General features: G+C 64.3%; 20 protein-coding genes. 14 read left to right on the forward strand and 6 right to left on the reverse strand.

Translation table 11 applies throughout. From position 1 onward, the window contains the following. The first annotated feature begins 10 nt into the window (after positions 1-10). From AiwAL_RS09140 to AiwAL_RS09170, 7 genes are read left to right on the forward strand one after another with little or no spacing between them, the layout of a single operon-like run. A complete protein-coding gene (locus AiwAL_RS09140) occupies positions 11-784 on the forward strand; it encodes an SDR family NAD(P)-dependent oxidoreductase (protein WP_235703790.1) in 774 nt (257 codons plus the stop codon). Between the two features lie 10 nt (positions 785-794). Further along, positions 795-1,568: an L-iditol 2-dehydrogenase gene (locus AiwAL_RS09145; protein ID WP_262312563.1), complete on the forward strand. Its 774-nt coding sequence runs from the start codon at positions 795-797 to the stop codon at positions 1,566-1,568. Positions 1,569-1,623: 55 nt separating this feature from the next. After that, complete coding sequence (gene zwf, locus AiwAL_RS09150) at positions 1,624-3,123, forward strand: glucose-6-phosphate dehydrogenase (protein ID WP_235703788.1); 1,500 nt, start codon at positions 1,624-1,626, stop codon at positions 3,121-3,123. Positions 3,124-3,156: 33 nt separating this feature from the next. After that, entirely contained in the window at positions 3,157-4,971 is a 1,815-nt protein-coding gene (gene edd, locus AiwAL_RS09155; RefSeq protein ID WP_235703787.1) for a phosphogluconate dehydratase, read from the forward strand. Beyond that, positions 4,968-5,618 (forward strand): bifunctional 4-hydroxy-2-oxoglutarate aldolase/2-dehydro-3-deoxy-phosphogluconate aldolase, encoded by a 651-nt coding sequence (gene eda, locus AiwAL_RS09160; protein WP_235703786.1) that lies wholly within the window; start codon positions 4,968-4,970, stop codon positions 5,616-5,618. The genes edd and eda overlap by 4 nt, the downstream gene beginning before the upstream one ends. 59 nt (positions 5,619-5,677) lie before the next feature. Further along, on the forward strand, positions 5,678-7,024 hold the full coding sequence (locus AiwAL_RS09165; RefSeq protein WP_235703785.1) for a sugar porter family MFS transporter: 1,347 nt from the start codon (positions 5,678-5,680) through the stop codon (positions 7,022-7,024). Positions 7,025-7,045: 21 nt separating this feature from the next. Further along, on the forward strand, positions 7,046-7,474 hold the full coding sequence (locus AiwAL_RS09170) for a DUF983 domain-containing protein (protein ID WP_235703784.1): 429 nt from the start codon (positions 7,046-7,048) through the stop codon (positions 7,472-7,474). Between the two features lie 13 nt (positions 7,475-7,487). On the opposite strand, the gene AiwAL_RS09175 is transcribed toward AiwAL_RS09170, so the two are convergent. Then, positions 7,488-8,759: a sodium:proton antiporter gene (locus tag AiwAL_RS09175; protein ID WP_235703783.1), complete on the reverse strand. Its 1,272-nt coding sequence runs from the start codon at positions 8,757-8,759 to the stop codon at positions 7,488-7,490. Between the two features lie 113 nt (positions 8,760-8,872). Between AiwAL_RS09175 and AiwAL_RS09180 the strand changes: the two genes are divergently transcribed. From AiwAL_RS09180 to AiwAL_RS09210, 7 genes are read left to right on the forward strand one after another with little or no spacing between them, the layout of a single operon-like run. Then, a complete protein-coding gene (locus tag AiwAL_RS09180) occupies positions 8,873-9,505 on the forward strand; it encodes a carbon monoxide dehydrogenase subunit G (RefSeq protein WP_235703782.1) in 633 nt (210 codons plus the stop codon). Beyond that, entirely contained in the window at positions 9,502-10,401 is a 900-nt protein-coding gene (locus AiwAL_RS09185; RefSeq protein ID WP_235703781.1) for a MoxR family ATPase, read from the forward strand. Before AiwAL_RS09180 ends, AiwAL_RS09185 begins: the two co-directional genes overlap by 4 nt. Then, positions 10,398-11,627: a VWA domain-containing protein gene (locus tag AiwAL_RS09190; protein ID WP_235703780.1), complete on the forward strand. Its 1,230-nt coding sequence runs from the start codon at positions 10,398-10,400 to the stop codon at positions 11,625-11,627. Before AiwAL_RS09185 ends, AiwAL_RS09190 begins: the two co-directional genes overlap by 4 nt. Then, positions 11,624-11,956, forward strand: coding sequence for an XdhC family protein (locus AiwAL_RS09195; protein ID WP_235703779.1), 333 nt, complete (start codon positions 11,624-11,626; stop codon positions 11,954-11,956). Before AiwAL_RS09190 ends, AiwAL_RS09195 begins: the two co-directional genes overlap by 4 nt. Beyond that, a complete protein-coding gene (locus AiwAL_RS09200; protein WP_235703778.1) occupies positions 11,953-12,642 on the forward strand; it encodes an XdhC family protein in 690 nt (229 codons plus the stop codon). Before AiwAL_RS09195 ends, AiwAL_RS09200 begins: the two co-directional genes overlap by 4 nt. Then, entirely contained in the window at positions 12,639-14,258 is a 1,620-nt protein-coding gene (locus AiwAL_RS09205) for an NTP transferase domain-containing protein (RefSeq protein WP_235703777.1), read from the forward strand. The genes AiwAL_RS09200 and AiwAL_RS09205 overlap by 4 nt, the downstream gene beginning before the upstream one ends. Further along, a complete protein-coding gene (locus AiwAL_RS09210) occupies positions 14,255-15,214 on the forward strand; it encodes a D-glycerate dehydrogenase (protein ID WP_235703776.1) in 960 nt (319 codons plus the stop codon). The genes AiwAL_RS09205 and AiwAL_RS09210 overlap by 4 nt, the downstream gene beginning before the upstream one ends. On the opposite strand, the gene paaK is transcribed toward AiwAL_RS09210, so the two are convergent. The 5 genes from paaK to AiwAL_RS09235 all read right to left on the reverse strand — a co-directional run. Continuing rightward, positions 15,211-16,506 carry a phenylacetate--CoA ligase PaaK gene (paaK, locus tag AiwAL_RS09215; protein WP_235703775.1) on the reverse strand — a complete coding sequence of 432 codons (1,296 nt, stop codon included), beginning with the start codon at positions 16,504-16,506 and terminating at the stop codon, positions 15,211-15,213. The two genes, AiwAL_RS09210 and paaK, sit on opposite strands and share 4 nt — an antisense overlap. Continuing rightward, on the reverse strand, positions 16,503-16,967 hold the full coding sequence (paaI, locus tag AiwAL_RS09220) for a hydroxyphenylacetyl-CoA thioesterase PaaI (RefSeq protein ID WP_235703774.1): 465 nt from the start codon (positions 16,965-16,967) through the stop codon (positions 16,503-16,505). The genes paaK and paaI overlap by 4 nt, the downstream gene beginning before the upstream one ends. Before the next feature lie 95 nt (positions 16,968-17,062). Then, positions 17,063-17,836, reverse strand: coding sequence for a tetratricopeptide repeat protein (locus tag AiwAL_RS09225; RefSeq protein ID WP_235703773.1), 774 nt, complete (start codon positions 17,834-17,836; stop codon positions 17,063-17,065). A gap of 17 nt (positions 17,837-17,853) precedes the next feature. Further along, positions 17,854-18,078, reverse strand: coding sequence for a hypothetical protein (locus AiwAL_RS09230; RefSeq protein ID WP_235703772.1), 225 nt, complete (start codon positions 18,076-18,078; stop codon positions 17,854-17,856). A 111-nt stretch (positions 18,079-18,189) separates the two neighbouring features. Next, positions 18,190-18,315, reverse strand: a 126-nt coding sequence (locus tag AiwAL_RS09235) for a transposase (protein ID WP_262312567.1), incomplete at its 5' end; no start/stop codon positions are given.

An 18,315-nucleotide genomic window follows, 5' to 3' on the forward strand; every position in this document is an offset into this window, starting at 1 on the left:
AGGAGCAAAAATGTATCTCGAAAAATACGATCTCAAGGGCCGTAATGCGGTGGTGACGGGGGGCGGCCGCGCGATCGGCCTGGCCTGTTCGACAGCTCTGGCCGAAGCTGGCGCGCATGTGATCATCGCCGACCGTGACGCCAATGTCTGCGAGGAAGGCAAGGTGACATTGGCAAAGCTCGGCCATTCGGCGGACAGCGTGGTGCTCGACGTAACCGACAGCGCGGCCGTAAATGCGGCGGCTAGATCGCTTGAAGAAAAATTCGGTGCGATCGACATTCTCGTGAACAATGCCGGCATCGCCCGCTCCGGCACCGCCGCCGAGGATGTGACCGACGAGCATTGGCTCGACGTCGTCAACGTCAATCTCAACGGTGTATTCTACTGCGCCCGCGCCTTCGGCAAGGCGATGCTCGCGCGCAAGCGTGGTGTGGTGGTGAATATCGGCTCGATGTCCGGTTTCATTTCCAACAAGCCGCAGAAGCAGAGCTATTACAACGCTTCCAAGGCAGCCGTGCATCATCTGACCCGCTCGCTCGCCGGCGAATGGGCCGATCGTGGCGTGCGGGTCAATGCCGTCGCCCCCACCTATATCGATACGCCCCTGACGCGGTTCGGTATGGAAGACGAAGAACTCAACCGTATCTGGCTGGATATGACGCCGATGCACCGAGTCGGCCAGACCCATGAAATCGCCTCCGTCGTTCTGTTTCTCGCCTCCGACGCATCGAGCCTGATGACAGGTTCAATCGTGCTCGCCGATGGCGGCTATTGTGTGTGGTGAGGCCCATTCGATGAGCGGAAGATTAACGGGCAAATACGCCACGATCACCGGCGGCGCCGGCGGCATCGGCCGCGCCATGGCGGCGGGTTACATTGCCGAAGGTGCGACGGTGTGCATCGCCGACCGCAGCCTTGAAGCGGCGGAAGATGCCGCGCAGGCGCTTGGCCCAAAGGCGCACGCCTGCGCGCTGGATGTCGCGGATATGGGGTCGATTGCCGATTTCGCAGCCTTCACTGCCGATCGCGGCGGTCTGGATATTCTGGTGAACAATGCAGCCGTATTCGATCTCGCGCCGATCGCCGATATCACCGAAGCGAGCTATGACCGTATTTTCGTGATCAACGTGAAGGGCCTGCTGTTCACGCTCCAGGCGATCGCGAAACAGATGATGGCGCGCGGCAAGCGCGGGCGCATCATCAACATGGCCTCGCAGGCGGGGCGTCGGGGCGAGGCGCTGGTTGGTGTTTATTGCGCGAGCAAGGCTGCGGTGATCAGCATCACCCAATCGGCGGGACTCGATCTGATTCGTCACGGCATTCGGGTGAACGGTATCGCCCCCGGCGTGGTCGATACGCCGATGTGGGCCGAGGTCGATGCGCTGTTCGCACGCTACGAGAATTTGCCGGTCGGCGAGAAAAAACGCCTTGTCGGGCTCGCGGTGCCGTATGGGCGGATGGGCAGGCCGGACGATCTGGTGGGGGCGGCGGTGTTCCTCGCCTCCGACGAAGCGGAATATGTCGTGGCACAGACCCTGAATGTCGATGGCGGCAATTGGATGAGTTGAGTTGGCGGGCAGGGCGGCATATATCGGCGTTGTGCAGTGCGAATAGGTTTGACCCATGAATTTTTCCCAGCCGATCATCGAGCCGTTCGACTATGTGGTTTTCGGGGGCACCGGCGATCTTGCCCGCCGCAAGTTGCTGCCGGCGCTCTATCGCCGCGATCTCGACGGGCAGTTGCCGGAAACATCCCGCATCATCGGTTCCGCGCGGGGGGAAATGACGCGCAAGGCGTTTCAAACCCTGGTGCATAAAAGTCTCGAAGAATTCGTCGAAAAAGAAGCGCTGAACCAACAGGCGGTAAAGCGGTTTCTCGACCGGCTGCATTTCATTTCGTGCGATGCCACCGCCGCGCGCGGCTGGGCCGATCTCGGCAAGCTGCTCCACCAGGAACCGCGCAAGATCAGGGTATTCTATCTCGCGACCTCGCCCGAACTTTACGGCGCGATCGCCGACAACATTCACGCCCACAAGCTGCAGACGCCAGAAACCCGGATCGTTCTGGAAAAGCCGATCGGTCACGATCTCGCCTCGGCACAGGACATCAACGACCGGGTGGGTGCGGTGTTCGAAGAGCGCAACATCTTCCGCATCGATCACTATCTCGGCAAGGAGACGGTGCAAAACCTGCTGGTGCTGCGTTTCGCCAACTCGCTGTTCGAGCCGGTCTGGCAGCATAACGCCATCGACCACGTGCAGATCACGGTGTCGGAGACTGTCGGCGTGGAGGAACGCGGCGGGTATTACGACCATACCGGCGCGCTGCGCGACATGATTCAGAATCATCTGATGCAATTATTATGTCTGGTGGCGATGGAGCCACCGGCGACGCTCGACCGCGAAGCGGTGCGCGACGAAAAAATCAAGGTGCTGAAATCGCTCGCGCCGATCACGCAAGACGAGATTTCGACCAAGACTGTGCGCGGCCAGTACCGCGCCGGGGCGATCAAGGGCGGTCCGGTCAAAGCCTATGCCGAGGAAAAGGACATCGCACATGGTTCGATTACCGAGACGTTCGCGGCGTTGAAGGTCGAGGTACGCAACTGGCGCTGGGCCGGCGTGCCGTTCTATCTGCGCAGCGGCAAGCGCCTGCCGGAAAAAGTGTCCGAGATCGTCATTCAGTTCCGCCCTGTACCTTACTGGATTTTTCCGACCGGATCGGACGAGGCCATGCCGAACCGATTGGTGATCAGGGTGCAGCCGAACGAGCATATCCGCCTGCATCTCTGGACTAAGGAGCCGGGACCGGGCGGACTTCGCCTGCGCACCGCGCCGCTGAATTTGAGTTTCGCCGAGACCTTCAAGAATCACCTGCCGGATGCTTATGAAAGACTGCTGATGGACGTGGTGCGTGGCAACGCGACATTGTTCATGCGGCGCGACGAGGTCGAGGCCGCGTGGCAATGGACCGAATCCATTCTTGATGCCTGGAAGAATTCCGGCGAGAGACCCAAGCTTTACACGGCGGGAACCTGGGGGCCGTCCGAGGCGGTTGCGTTGATAGTGCGTGACGGCCGGACATGGTTCGACGAACAGGCCGGAGATGTTCCCGGCACCTAACAGGTGCGATCCGGCGGATCGCGAGGAATGAAAATGCTGAACGACCAGATTGCCCGCGTGACCGACCGGATCCGCGAGCGCAGCCACATAAGCCGCGGCGCGTATCGGGCACGCATCGATGCGGCGGCGCGGCGCGGCGTGCATCGCGCGGCGATCGGCTGCGCCAATCTCGCCCATGCCGTGGCGGGTTGCGTACCTGCCGAACAGGACGATCTGAAGCAGGACGCGAAGCCGAATATCGGCATCGTGACCTCTTATAACGATATGTTATCAGCGCATCAGCCACTCGAGCGCTTCCCCGACATCATCAAGCGCGCGGTGCGTGCGGCCGGCGGCGTGGCGCAGGTCGCGGGGGGCGTGCCGGCGATGTGCGACGGCGTGACGCAGGGTCGGGAAGGGATGGAATTGTCGCTGTTTTCGCGCGACGTGATCGCGATGGCGACCGCGATCGCCCTGTCGCACGATGTGTTCGACGGCGCATTGCTACTTGGTGTGTGCGATAAAATCGTGCCGGGTCTTGTCATTGCGGCATTGTCGTTCGGCCATTTGCCGTCGATTTTCATCCCCGCCGGCCCGATGCCGTCGGGTATTTCCAATGGTGAAAAATCGCGCATCCGCCAGTTGCATGCGGAAGGAAAGGTGGGCCGTGCCGAATTGCTGGAGGCGGAATCCGCAGCCTATCACAGCCCCGGCACCTGCACGTTCTACGGCACTGCGAATTCCAACCAGATGCTGATGGAGATCATGGGTCTGCATCTGCCGGGCGCATCTTTCGTCAACCCGAACACGCCATTGCGCGACGCGCTGACCGAGGCGGCGTCGCGGCGGATTCTGGAAATTACCGCACGCGGCAATGATTTCACGCCGACTGGGGAAATGATCGACGAGCGCGCCGTGGTCAATGGCATGGTCGGTCTGTTAGCGACCGGCGGTTCGACCAACCATACGATCCATCTGGTCGCGATGGCGCGTGCCGCGGGAATCCACATCACCTGGCAGGATTTTTCCGATCTGTCCGATCATGTGCCGCTGCTCGCGCGCATCTATCCGAACGGTGCTGCCGACGTAAACCAGTTTCAGGCTTCGGGCGGCATGCCGGTGCTGATCGGTTCGCTGCTCGATCATGGCTTGCTGCATGGCGATGTGCGCACGGTCTGGAGTGGAGACGGTCTTGCATCCTATCGCGACCAGCCTGTGCTCAAGGATGGCGCGCTCAACTGGGTTCCCGCACCGCGCGAAAGTGCGGATACAACTATCCTGCGCGACGGATCAGACCCGTTCAGCGCCGATGGCGGGCTCAAGATCCTGCACGGCAATCTCGGCCAGGCGGTGGTGAAGCTTTCCGCGGTGAAGCCGGAGCATCGGATTGTCGAGGCGCCGGCACGGATTTTCCGCAGCCAGGACGAATTGCTTGCGGCATTCAAATCGGGCGAACTGCATCACGATTTCGTTGCGGTGGTGACGCATCAGGGACCGATGGCAAATGGTATGCCGGAGCTTCATAAGCTCACTCCCGCACTCGGCGTATTGCAGGATCTCGGCTTCAAGGTGGCGCTGGTCACCGATGGGCGGATGTCCGGTGCGTCCGGCAAGGTTCCGGCGGCGATCCATGTCACGCCGGAATGCGCGCAAGGTGGATCGCTCGCGAAACTGCGCGACGGCGACATGATCCGGCTCGATTGCAATGCAGGTACTTTGAGGGCGCTGGTCGACGCGGCGGAATTCGCGCAACGCAAGCTGCCTGAGGTCGATCTTTCGGCGAATCATCACGGTGTCGGGCGGGAGTTGTTCGGCGCGTTCCGATCCGCGGTCGGCGGTGCGGATGTCGGCGCGAGTGTATTCGCATGAGCACTTGGGTCCAAGCCAATCAGGGGGGGCTTGCCGAACTTCTGGCCATTTCGCCGGTCATTCCGGTGCTGACGATCGAGGTTGTATCTCACGCCGTGCCGCTGGCACACGCCCTGCTTGAAGGCGGCATCGGCGTGGTCGAGGTCACGCTCCGCACAGAAGTCGCATTGCAAGCCATCGCAGCCATGGCGGCCTCGGTGCCCGGCATGGTCGTGGGTGCAGGCACCGTGCTGACCGCAGTGCAATATCGTCGGGTTGCCGAAGCAGGTGCGCGGTTCGTGGTGTCGCCAGGATCGAGTCCTTCGGTGCTCGACGCGGCCGCGGCGAGTTCCGTGCCGTTCCTGCCGGGTGCGGCGACTCCGTCCGAGGTACTGGCTTTGCTGGAACACGGCTATCGCTGGCAGAAATTCTTTCCAGCCGAACCGGCCGGCGGGATTCCCATGCTACGCGCGATCGCGGCACCGATCCCCGAGGTTCGGTTCTGCCCGACCGGCGGAATCGGCCTCGCCAATGCGGCCGATTATCTGGCTCTTGCCAATGTGATCTGTGTTGGCGGTTCCTGGCTCACGCCGGCGGAATCGTTGCGCGCGGGCGATTGGCGCCGGATTGCCGTGCTCGCCGCCGAAGCCGCCGCATTGAAACGCTAACCGGCACTGTCCATCTCTCCGGCTAACCCCGTCCGCCGACGGACGGATCGGAGGATGCGATGCAGTTCACGTTGATCGCGGTCATCGCCGGACTCGGCGGCTTGCTGTTCGGCTACGATACCGGCGTGATTTCCGGCGCCTTGTTGTTCATCCGTCATGTTTTCCATCTCGGTCCGACCATGCAGGGCGTCGTCGTCGCGATTGCCCTGGCGGCGGCGGCGGTGGGCGCGGCATTTGCCGGCAGCCTGTCCGATTCGTTTGGGCGGCGCATCATTTTATTGATCACGGCACTGATTTTCATTGTCGGCGCGCTGGTTTCGGCGGTGGCCTGGAGTGTTGCGATCCTGCTCCTCGGGCGGGTGCTGGTGGGTGCCGCGATCGGCGTCGCCTCGATGCTCACGCCGATGTATCTGTCGGAGATTTCGCCGCCCGAGAAGCGCGGCGCCATCGTCACCATCAACCAGTTCTATATCACCCTCGGCATCGTGGTGTCCTATGGCGTCGGCTTCCTGCTCTCGCATGGCGGCAATGGCTGGCGCTGGATGCTCGGCCTTGGTGCGGTGCCAGGCGTCGTGCTGTTTGCGGGCATGCTCACTTTGCCTGAAAGTCCGCGCTGGCTTGCCGGCAAGAGACGCGAGGACGCCGCGCGCCGGGCGCTAATTTTTCTGCGCGGCCGCGAAGACGTGACGGATGAGTTGAGCGCGCTGCGCCAGGATATCGCACGCGAGGATCGAGCGACGGCACCATGGTCGGTTCTGTTTGAAAAGCGCGCGCGCCGGCCGCTGATCGTCGGCATCGGGCTCGCGATCTTCCAGCAGGTCACCGGCATCAATACGGTGATCTATTTCGCGCCGACCATTTTTCTGAAGGCTGGTCTGCCGTCGGCCTCCGTCTCGATTTTAGCGACCGCCGGCGTTGGCGTGGTCAATGTGGTAATGACCTTGGTAGCAATGCGCCTGCTCGACGTGGCCGGGCGCCGCAAGCTCCTGCTCTGGGGACTTGCCGGGATGCTGGTGACGCTGGTTATCCTCTCGGTCAGTTTCATGATCGGGCTGCACGGGAGCCTGGCGCTCGTCACGGTGCTGTCGGTCGCCGCCTATGTGGCGTTCTTCGCGATCGGGCTGGGCCCGGTATTCTGGCTGCTGATCGCCGAGATTTTTCCGCTCGCAGTGCGCGGGCGCGGCATGTCGCTCGCGACCATCTCGAACTGGACCTTCAACATGCTGGTCTCGATCACCTTTCTTGATCTGGTTCATGGGTTCGGGCGCGGTCCGACCTTCCTGATCTATGCTGCGATGACCCTGGCGACGATCGTTTTCACCTGGTTCCTGGTGCCGGAAACCAAGGGTCGCAGCCTGGAGGAAATCGAGGCGGCACTCGAGGGGGAGGAAAAACTCGCGGCGTAGGAGCGCTATCAGGAGACCGGAATGCCCGAACAGCCACCGCATCGCTGGACCAGACGGACAACGCAACAAAGTCGCGTTTTTGCCATGCCGGGCTGGAGTGCCGCGCTGGCACGGGGGCTTGCCATGCGCTGTCCGTCCTGTGGGCAGGCTTCGGCATTTGCGGGATGGTTCACGATTCGCGCCCGTTGCCCGCGCTGCGATGCGCCCTTGGGGCAGGTTCCGTGCGACACGCTGCCGCCCTATCTCACGATCGTGATCGGTCTTGGCATTATCGGCGGCGGGCTGATGATCGCGGACCGGAACGGCGCGCTGAGCTATGCCACATCGTTGATCGTGTTCATTCCGCTGGCGATCGTGCTGCAGCTTCTGCTCCAGCGCCCGGTCAAAGGGGTGGTGCTGGCGCTGATGATGAAGAACGACATGATTCGCCGTCCGGTGGAAAAGCCATAATCGCGCCGCTCCGTCAGCTGAAGAACAGAAAGGTTTCGAGTACGAAAATCGGCAGCAGCACCGCGCCCGCCGCCAGCATATAGGTGAGGAAACCCGGCATCCGCACGCCCCTGTGGGCGGTGATCGCTCGGATCATCAGGTTGGGCGCGTTGCCGAGATAGGTGATCGCGCCGAACAGCACCGATCCGGACGAGATCGCGGTGAGCAGCCGCGCCGGTGGGGTGATCAGATGCGCGGCATCGCCGCCCGCCGCCTGGAAGAACATCAGATAGGTGGGCGCGCTGTCGAGAAACGCGGAGCACAGGCCGGACAGCCAGAACCACAAGGGCGGCGACCGCGTGAGCGGTATCGTCGTCAGAAGATGCAGCACCGGCCCGATCGTCACGAAAATCGCGAAGAACAGGATGGCGATTTCGCGCATCGGCGCCCAGGCGAAGCGGTTGCGGGCCCTGATCGCGGGCGGCGTACGGATTTCCGAAATCGCAATGATGAGGGCGGCAAGCATGGTCAGCGCCGCTTGCGCTGCCGGCAGGTGGGCCGGTCCGATCGCGATGTCGGGGCCCTGCATCAGGCCGGATGCGGTGATCGCCGCGGCGAAGACCACCAGCATCACGATGTTCAGGCCGCCGCGGATTCGCAAGGGCTGCGGCTTCGGCTCCGGTTCGCGTGAAGCGAGCCGCCGGTCCAGCGCGTAGGTCGCAGCCAGCACCGGAATCGCGACGACCAGCATCGGCAAGGCAAGATGCAGGGTCGGCCAGAAAAACGGCACACCGCGCAGAAAGCCGATCAGCAGCGGCGGGTCGCCCAGCGGGCTTAGCGCACCGCCGGCATTCGCGACCAGAATGATGAAGGCGAACACCAGATGCCGCCGTTCGGCCCGCGCGCCGTTCGCGGCCAGCAGCGGGTGGATCAGTAAAAGCCCAGCCCCGATCGTGCCCATCAGCCCGGCCAGAATCGTGCCGCCGCCAAGCAGCAGCGCGTTGCCCGCCGGTCGTCCCCATGGTCCGCCGGCGATCAGGACGCCGCCGCCCAGCGTGTAGAGCGCCATCAGCACCGCGATGAACGGCAGAAAATCGACGATCCCCGCTTGCCAAACCTCCGCGAGTGCGGCTGCCGGACCCTGACGGAAGCTGCCGAGAACCGCGCCGAGCACCACCCAGGACAAAGTGATCCGCGCCATGTTCCGGTGCCAGAAGCGCGGCGCGGCACCGGGCAGGAGCGCGAAACTGAGAAGTGTCCCGAAAAAGGGCAGCATGGCAGGCGCGTCCGCGACAAGGCTTGTCATGCCGGGACCGCCGCGCGATTTGGTTTTTCGCGTGGGAGGGCAATTTGCGCGCGGGGCAGCCTCAAACTAAGGTCATCCGCAACAAAATCGAGACGTGAAGGAGACTATGCCAGATGGATATGTCGGGAGAACGGCTGATCGCGGCGCCGCGCGAGACGGTCTGGGTCGCATTGAACGACCCCGAGATCCTCCAAGCCTGTATTCCGGGATGCGAGAGCATTGAAAAACTGTCCGATACCGAGATGAAAGCCGTGGTGAACGCTAAGATCGGCCCGATCTCCTCCCGGTTCAACGGGCGGGTGACGCTCGGCGATCTGGACCCGCCGAATTCATACACGATTTCCGGGGAAGGGCAGGGCGGCGTTGCCGGTTTCGCCAAGGGTGGCGCGCAGGTCAAGCTCGACGACGAGCAGGGCGCCACCAGGCTGCACTATCAGGTCAACGCGCAGATCGGCGGCAAGATGGCGCAGCTCGGCGCAAGACTGATCGATTCGGTGGCAAAATCCTATGCCGAGACGTTTTTCACCCGCTTCGTCGAGCAGGTCGCGCCGACCGTTGCGCAGAACGTGCCCGAGCCCGTGCCGGCGGCCGATCATGGCCACGCCCCGGCGCCGGTCCATGCCCATGGCGCGCACGAGGCCGACCGGAGCAACCCGGTGATCGCCGGCCTGCCCATCGGCATCTGGATTCCGCTGGTCATCTCCATTGTCGTCGTCGCGATCGTGATCGCGAAGTTCATCGGATGACGCCACGGCCCTTGCCCGCTTCGGTCGCAGAAACGGCCGCGCTGCTCGCCGGAGGAGACTACATCGCCGACCGGGCATTGGCCACCAGCGTCCATCTCGCCCTCGCGATGGAACGCCCCTTGTTTCTCGAAGGCGAACCGGGCACCGGCAAAACCGAGATCGCCAAGGTTCTGGCCAAGCAGCTCGATCGGCGCTTGGTCCGCCTGCAATGCTATGACGGACTCGATCTCGCCGCCGCCGCCTACGAATGGGACCATGCACGTCAGCTTCTGGAAATCCGCCTTGCCGAGACCGGCGGATCGCGCGCGACGCTGCGCCAGAACCTCTATGCGCGCGAATTCCTGCTCGCCCGGCCGCTGCTGTCGGCAATCGACCCCGATCTGCCCTCCGCCGTCTTGCTGATCGACGAGCTTGACCGCGCCGACGAGCCGTTCGAGGCATTTCTGCTGGAACTTCTGGGTGATTTTCAGATCACCATTCCCGAACTCGGCACGGTGCGCGCGGCGACCAGGCCAGTGGTGGTGATTACGTCCAACCGCACGCGCGAGGTTCACGATGCGATCCGCCGGCGCTGCCTGTATCATTGGGTCGATTACCCGGACGCCGCACGGGAACGCGCGATTCTCGCTGTCCGCGCGCGCGGCGTGCCGGAAAAACTCTCCGCACAGGTCGTCACCTTCGTCCAGCGCATCCGCACCATGGACATTTTCAAGCTGCCGGGCGTGGCCGAAACGATCGACTGGGCCGCAGCACTCGCGGCGCTGGACGAATCCGAACTCAACCCCCGCGCCGTGGACGACACGCTGGGCGTGCTGCTGAAATATCAGGACGACATCGCGAAACTCCGCGGCGAAGCGGCGGCGAAACTGACCGAGGAGGCGATCCGCGCGGCATGACCGCGACCCGTGAAACCGGAGCGCTCGCAGCGAATGTGATGCATTTCGCACGGCTGTTGCGCCGGGCCGGCCTGCCGGTAGGGCCGGGCGAGGTGGTCGCCGCGACCGAGGCGCTGACTCATGTGGACATCACCGACCGGGTGGTGTTTCGCGCCGCCCTGCGCACGGTGATGCTGCGGCGCCACGAGCACGAAATCCTGTTCGATCAGGCGTTTTCGGTATTCTGGCGCAATCCCGATGCCGCGAAATTCGCCGAAATCCTTGCTGCGATGGAGGGACGCGCGCCGGGCGAGGAGCGCGTGCCGCCGGGGGCGCGACGGCTGGCCGAGGCAATGGCGGCGGCAAAATCGCGCGAGCGGCCGCCCATGCCGGACGACCGGCAGGAGATCGACGCCGTGCTCACCGCGTCGGGCCAGGAACGGTTGGAGACGCTCGATTTCGAGGCGATGAGTGCGGATGAAATTGCTGAAGCCAAGGTGGAGATCGCCCGGCTGACCTTGCCGCTCGACGAACGCCGCACCCGCCGCACTCGCGCCGCCGCGCGCGGCAGCAGAATCGATCTCAAGCGCACGATGCGCGATTCCCTGCGCAGCGCCGGCGAGATATTCGACATCGCGCGCCGCGTGCCGCTCACCCGCCCGCCGCCTCTGGTGGTGCTATGCGACATTTCCGGCTCAATGGCGCGTTATACCCGGATATTGCTGCATTTCCTTCATGCGGTCGTCAATGATCGCGGCCGGGTCACGGTGTTCCTGTTCGGCACAAGGCTGACCAATATCACCCGTCAGCTCGCCCGGCGCGATCCGGAGGAGGCGTTCACGCAGGTTGCCGGCATTGTGCCCGACTGGTCGGGCGGAACGCGAATCGGCGAGGCCTTGGCAGATTTCAACCGGCTCTGGGCGCGGCGGATTCTGGCGCAGGGGGCCGTGGTGCTTCTGGTAACCGACGGGCTGGATCGCGACGGCGCCATGGGGCTTGCCGACAACATGGCGCGGCTGCACCGCTCCGCGCGCCGCCTGATCTGGCTCAATCCGCTCTTGCGCTATTCGGGCTTCGAACCGAAATCCCAGGGGGTGAAGGCGATGCTGCCGCATGTGGACGAGTTTCGCCCGGTGCATAATCTGGCCAGCCTGCGCGCGCTGATCGGGGCATTGTCGGGCGCTGTTCCGCCGCGCGGCCAGGCCGCGGCGCGATGGGGGCGGCTTGGAATGGGAGAAAACCGATGAACGATCATGGTGCCGATGCCGAGGATATCCTGCGTGTCGCCGCGAATTGGCTCGAAGCGGGCGAGGATGTCGCAATCGCGACCGTAACCGGCACCTGGGGCAGTTCGCCGCGTCCCGCCGGCAGCCGGATGGCGGTGACACGATCGGGACGCATGGCCGGTTCGGTCTCCGGCGGCTGTATCGAGGGCGCCGTGGCCGAGGCCGCGCAGCGCAGCATCGAGACGGGGATGCCGCAACTGCTCGATTTCGGCGTCACCGATGAGCGCGCATGGGAGGTCGGGTTGGCTTGCGGCGGCAAGGTTTCCGTATTCGTCGAAAAACTTTCATGAATGCCGCACAGCTCGCCGCGTTGCGCGAAGCGACGGAAGCACGCCGTCCGGTCGCTTTTGCCACGCGCCTGCCCGATGGCGCGGCTTATATTCTGCCCGATCCAGCAGCGCCCGCCGGCCTCGCGGCCGAGGCCGCGTCGATGCTGGCGGAGGATCGCACCGGAACCGTGCAGATCGGCGGCGAAGCCTGGTTCATCGAATCGCGCAATCCGGCGCCGCGCGCGATCATCGTCGGCGCGGTGCATATCGCGCAGAGCCTCGCCCCCTTGGCGGTATCGATGGGATTCGCTGTCACGGTGATCGATCCCCGCCGCTCCTTCGCCTCCGCCGACCGGTTTCCGGGGGTTGCGACGCGCACCGACTGGCCGGATGAAGCGCTCGACGTCCTGGTGCCCGACCGCCGCACCGCGATCGTCACCCTGACCCACGACCCGAAGCTCGACGATCCGGCGCTGATTCGCGCGCTTGCTTCGGACGCGTTCTACATCGGGGCGCTCGGTTCGCGGCAGACCCATGCGAAACGGCTTGGCCGTCTGCGTGACGCCGGTTTCGCCGAGATGGCACTGGCGCGCATCCGGGCTCCGGTCGGGCTCGATATCGGGGCGGTTACCGCCCCGGAAATCGCACTGTCGATTATCGCCCAGATGGTCGCGGCACGGCGTGGCAGGCTTGGGGCAACTGCGTGATCTTCGGCCCCGCGCGATTGGGCGATGATCTGGCGGGCGCCATTCTCGCACATAGCCTGAAAACCACCGACCGGCTGATCCCGAAAGGCGCTATGCTCGATGCCGCCTCGATCGCCGCTTTGCGCGCCGCCGGGCATAGCGACATCACCGTGGCGCGGCTGGAACCGGGCGATGTGCCGGAGGCGGAGGCGGCGCGGCGCCTTGGCGCGTATCTTTCCGGTCCCGGCCTGCGAGTCGCCGCTCCGGTGCATGGGCGGGTCAATGTATTCGCCCGGTCTTCGGGACTGTTGCACCTCGATCCGGCTGGGATCACGGCGTTGAACACGCTCGACGAAGCGATCACCCTCGGCACCTTGGCCGATTCGATGCCGGTTGCGCCGGGCGACATGCTGGCAACGCTGAAAATCATTCCCTTCGCGGTGCCTGGCGCCGTGATGGACCGTGCCGAGGCGTTGCTTGCGGGCGAAACCTTGCTCGCGGTAGCGCCGTTCCGGTCCATGGTGGTCGGGCTGGTGCTGTCCCGCCTGCCGCATCTCAAGGACGCGGCGATCCGCAACACCATCGAGGCGACACGCCGGCGGGTGACTGCGCGCGGCGGAACGATGCTCGACCCGATCGAGACGTCGCACGAAACCGCACCGATCGCCGGCGCGATCGCCCGATTGCGCGCCTCCGGTGCCGAATTGCTGCTGATCGCCGGCGCGTCGGCGGTGACCGACCGTGCCGATGTCGCGCCCGCCGCCATCGTCGCTTCGGGTGGGACGATCGAGCGATTCGGCATGCCCGTCGATCCGGGCAATCTATTGTGTTTCGGCAGGATCGGCGGTGTGCCTGCCATCGTATTGCCCGGCTGCGCGCGCAGCCCGAAGCAGAACGGCATCGATTTCGTGCTCGATCGGATATTCGCCGGTGAGGCGATCGACAATGCAACCATCGCAAGTATGGGCATCGGCGGGTTGCTCAAGGATTTTACGCCCCGTCCGGCGCCGCGGATTCCCCGAACCGCACCGAAAGCAGCACCATTCATTGCCGCGATCGTTCTGGCCGCCGGGCGCTCCTCTCGCGCGGCGCCTGCCAACAAGCTGCTGACCGCGCTGCCGGACGGGCGCGCTCTGGTTGCCGCGGCCGCCGATCACGTGCTCGCCTCGCGCGCCGATCCGGTGATCGTGGTGACCGGGCATCAGGCGGATTTGATCCGCGCCGCGCTTGCCGGGCGCAAGATGCGCTTCGTCCACGCACTCCGCTTCGCCGAGGGCATGGCCGAAAGCCTGAAGGCAGGAATCGCGGCGCTGCCAGAACAGGTCGCCGCGGCGCTGATCTGTCTCGGCGATATGCCGCTGGTCGATGCGGCGACACTCGATCGGCTGATTGCCGCCTACGACCCGGACGAAGGGCGCGCCATCGTCATTCCCACCCATCGCGGTCGGCGCGGCAACCCGGTTCTATGGGACCGGCGGTTTTTCGCTGAAATCGTAGCACTCGGCGGCGATGCCGGCGCGCGGCAAATTCTCGCGCGGCACATGGACGAGATCGTCGAGGTCGAGATGGACGATGATGCGGTGCTGCGCGATTTCGACACCAAGGATGCTCTAACGTCGCTGAAAGGGATTCCATGACCCATCGTCTCGTCGTCACGCGTATGTTGCCCGAGCCGGTCGCCGCACGCGCCGCCGCCGATCACGACACGCGGTTTCTCGATTTCGAGGCGGCGTTCGAGCCCGAGATTTTCCTCGCGGCGCTCGACGGCGCTGCGGCGGCTTTGGTCACGCCGGCGGATCGGATCGACGCGGGCTTGATCGCGCGCCTGCCGGCGAGCGTGAGGGTGATCGGCACGTTTTCGGTCGGCACCGATCATATCGATCTCGAAGCCGCTCGGGCGCGCGGCTTCGCGGTGGTGAACACGCCGGATGTGCTGTCCTTCGCCACCGCCGAAATCGCGCTGACCCTGATGCTGATGGCCGCGCGCCGGGCCGGCGAGGGCGAGCGCGTGGTCCGCGCCCGCGCCTGGCCGGGATGGAAACCCAATTTCATGCTCGGCACCACCCTTGAGGGCAAGGCGCTCGGCATCCTGGGCATGGGGCGGATCGGCCGGACGCTGGCGGGCATGGCGCGCGGATTGTCAATGCAGGTGCTCTACCACAACCGCAACAGGCTGCACCCGGATCAGGAGCAGGGCGCACTTTTTCACGCAGGCGAGGACAGGTTCCTTGCCGCGTGCGACGTGCTGTCGATCCATTTACCCGGCGGGGTGGCGACGCGGCATTGGCTGAACGCCGAACGCATCGCCCGGCTGAAGCCCGGCGCGATCGTGGTGAATACCGGGCGCGGCACGACGATCGACGACGATGCGCTGATCGCCGCGCTGAAATCGGGGCATATCGCGGCGGCGGGACTCGACGTGTTTCCGGCCGAGCCCGCCGTTCCGGCGGGGTATCTCGATCTGGAGAACGTCGTTCTGCTCCCGCATCTTGGCAGCGCCACGCAGGAGACCCGAACGGCGATGGGGATGCTCGCGCTCGACGGGATCGACGCGGTGCTCGCGGGACGCGAGGTTTCGAGCCGGTTGGTTTAGTTTCGAGGGCGCAGGTCGCGCACCCGCCGCGCCTTGCCCACCGAGCGTTCGATCGTCCCCGGCGGTTCGATCACCACGCGCGCGGTCACGCCGATCACGTCCTTCACCCGGAGGGCAAGACGCGCAGCCTCGTCCGTGAGACCGGCACCGTCCCAGTAATCGGGTCGTGCTTCGGCATGCACGGTCATCTCGTCGAGCCGGGCCGGACGGGTCAGCTCGATTGTGAAATGCCCGGCACCCCAGTCGCTGGCCAGGATCAGCTCCTCGATCTGGGTCGGGAACAGGTTGACGCCGCGGAGGATGATCATGTCGTCGGCGCGGCCGGTGATTTTCTCCATCCGCCTCATGCCGGGCCGCGCGCTGCCGGGCAGCAGCCGGGTGAGATCGCGGGTGCGGTAGCGGATGATCGGCAGCGCCTCCTTCGTAAGGGAGGTCAGCACCAACTCGCCCGTCTCGCCGTCGGGAAGCACGGCGCCGGTCGTCGGGTCGATGATCTCGGGATAGAAATGATCTTCCCAGATATGGAGCCCGTCCTTGGTTTCCACGCATTCCTGCGCAACCCCCGGCCCCATCAGTTCGGACAACCCGTAAATATCGGTCGCCTGGATACCGAAAGCGGTTTCGATTTCGCCGCGCATCGCATTGGTCCAGGGTTCGGCGCCGAAAATGCCGAATTTAAGCGCGGTTTTGCGGGGATCGCACCCCTGGCGGACGAATTCATCGAGGATTGCGAGCATGTAGCTTGGCGTGACCATGATGATGTCGGGGGCAAAATCGAGGATGAGCTGCACCTGCCGTTCGGTCATCCCGCCCGAAACCGGCACCGCCGTGCAACCGAGTCGCTCCACGCCGGCATGGGCGCCGAGCCCGCCGGTGAAAAGGCCGTAGCCATAGGCGACATGGACCATCATTCCCGGTCGCCCGCCGGCGGCGCGGATCGAGCGCGCCATCAGGTCGGCCCAGATATCGAGATCGGCTCTGGTGTAGCCGACGACGATCGGTTTGCCGGTGGTACCCGAGGACGCGTGAAGGCGAAGGACGCGGTTGCGCGGCACCGCGAACAGGCCGAACGGATAATTGCGCCGGAGATCGTCCTTCACCGTGAAGGGAAAGCGCGCAAGATCGTCCAGCCGCCGGAAATCCGAGGGATTAACTCCGAGCGCGTCGAATGAAGCGCGATAATGCGGAACATGCTCATAGGCGTGACGCAATGCCGCCGCGAGGCGCTCGGTCTGGAGGGCGATGATTTCATCGCGCGAGGCCAATTCGTCAGGGTCGAATGCGGTGGTCATGAAGCGTTTCCCGTTTCGATCCAGGAGCCGCCAATGGTGCGCGAATGGCCACGAAACTCGGCGATCACATGCTCGCCCACACTGACCGAAACATCATAGATGCCGTTGCGGCCGCTGCGCGAAACCTCACGGGCCCGAGCGACGAGTTTATCGCCGAGATAGCCTGGGCGGAGATAGGTGATCGCGCAATGGGACGCGACCGCCCGCGCGCCATGGCTGTTGCAGGCGAACGCGAAGGCGGAATCGGCCAATGCGAAAATGAACCCGCCATGGGCGGTGCCGTGGCCGTTGGTCATGCTCTCGGTGATGGTCATTCTGAGCACGGCATGACCGGCATCGATCTCGTCGATCGTCATTCCAAGCCGCTGGCTTGCCGAATCGCTCGCCCACATCGCCGCTGAAGCGGCGCGCGCGATGTCCTTGGGTGCTTGGTCACGAGCTTCGCCGGCAGCCTCGTTCATACCGTCACCTCCTGCGATTATCGACCCCGCCTGCGCGGGCCATGATTGATATCAATATGTGCGAAGACTGCGTGGTCTGTAAATTCGCCGGCGGATCAGCTTGGCGGCGGCAGGGCGATTCTGGCACCGAGTTTCGCCAGTTGCGCGACCATGCTTTGTGCTTCGTCTTCAGGCATATCCGTGAGGAGTATACGGCGGGCGGAAGCGGAGTGGTCGGCGAGGGCAAGTGCCGTTGCATAATCCGCGCGGATTTTGGCGGTCGCTCTCGGTCCGCGCGCGAGCGGCCCCAGGATCGTCTCGGCCTTGCCCGGATTGCCGCCGAGAGCGAGGGACATGCCCAGATTGACCGAAGCCGCGCCCAGCACTGGATCGAGCGCCAAGGCTTTTTTGAATTCGGCATTCGCCGCCGCGAATCGGCTTGCTTCGGCATCCGCTACGCCGAGATCGTTGACGGTGGCGGCGTTCGACGGATCATCGTCTATTGCGCGTGAGAAATCGGCCGCGGCGGCGCGCGGATCGCGCGCCAGGGTGCAGCGGCCAAGTCCGAGTTCGGCTCCTGCGGCGTGCGGGGCCGTGCGCAGCGCGTGCTGATAAGCAGCTTCGGCCTGCGCGCAGTCATTCATGAGATAATAGGCGTCGCCCCGGTCGATCAGTGCTTCGGAATTGCCGGGATCGGATTTCAGTACGGCTCCGGTAATCGTGAGGGCCATTTGCGGATTGCCGCCGGCGAGTGCGGTCCTTGCGACGTTCAGGGTCTTGCTGCCGAGGTGCGGTGTTGGTTGCGGCTGGGCGGAACAGGCCGCGAGCGACAGCGCGGCGAACATCACGATGGCCAAATGTTTGGATGAAATCGCCGCAAGACTGGTCATAAATTTGTCCAGCCGGTTCATTGCACACCGCTTCCGACGCCGATTCCCCCAGACACCGCCCCGCTCAAATTGTCCGTCATCGAATTGCCTGATGTCGAATTTCCAATTCCGATACGGGTCGATTTGATGGCTTTCATTCCTGAACCGACCGCGCTTTCGGCGATCGCTCCGGTCAGAACCGGCCGACTGGTGCCATCGACAAGGTCTTCGGGGTTGACCAGTTCAGCCGCGACATTGCGCATCGCGGCTCCGGTTTCGCGCCAGGTGCCGGCTCGCTGGAACGGTTCGAAATCGGCACAGGCCGTCAAAAACAGAGTCGAGCCGATGCACAGGACGAGAGTTAGGGTGTGTCGTCAATTAAGCCAGATAGCGGTGGCGGTGAGGTGGACGCCTGCGAGGAAGTTTCTGGCGGTTTTGTCGTAGCGCGTTGCAATGGCGCGGAATTGCTTGAGTTTGGCAAAGAAGTTCTCGATCAGGTG

The sequence above is a fragment of the Acidiphilium sp. AL genome (genome assembly GCF_025499445.1).
GTDB lineage: Bacteria > Pseudomonadota > Alphaproteobacteria > Acetobacterales > Acetobacteraceae > Acidiphilium > Acidiphilium iwatense.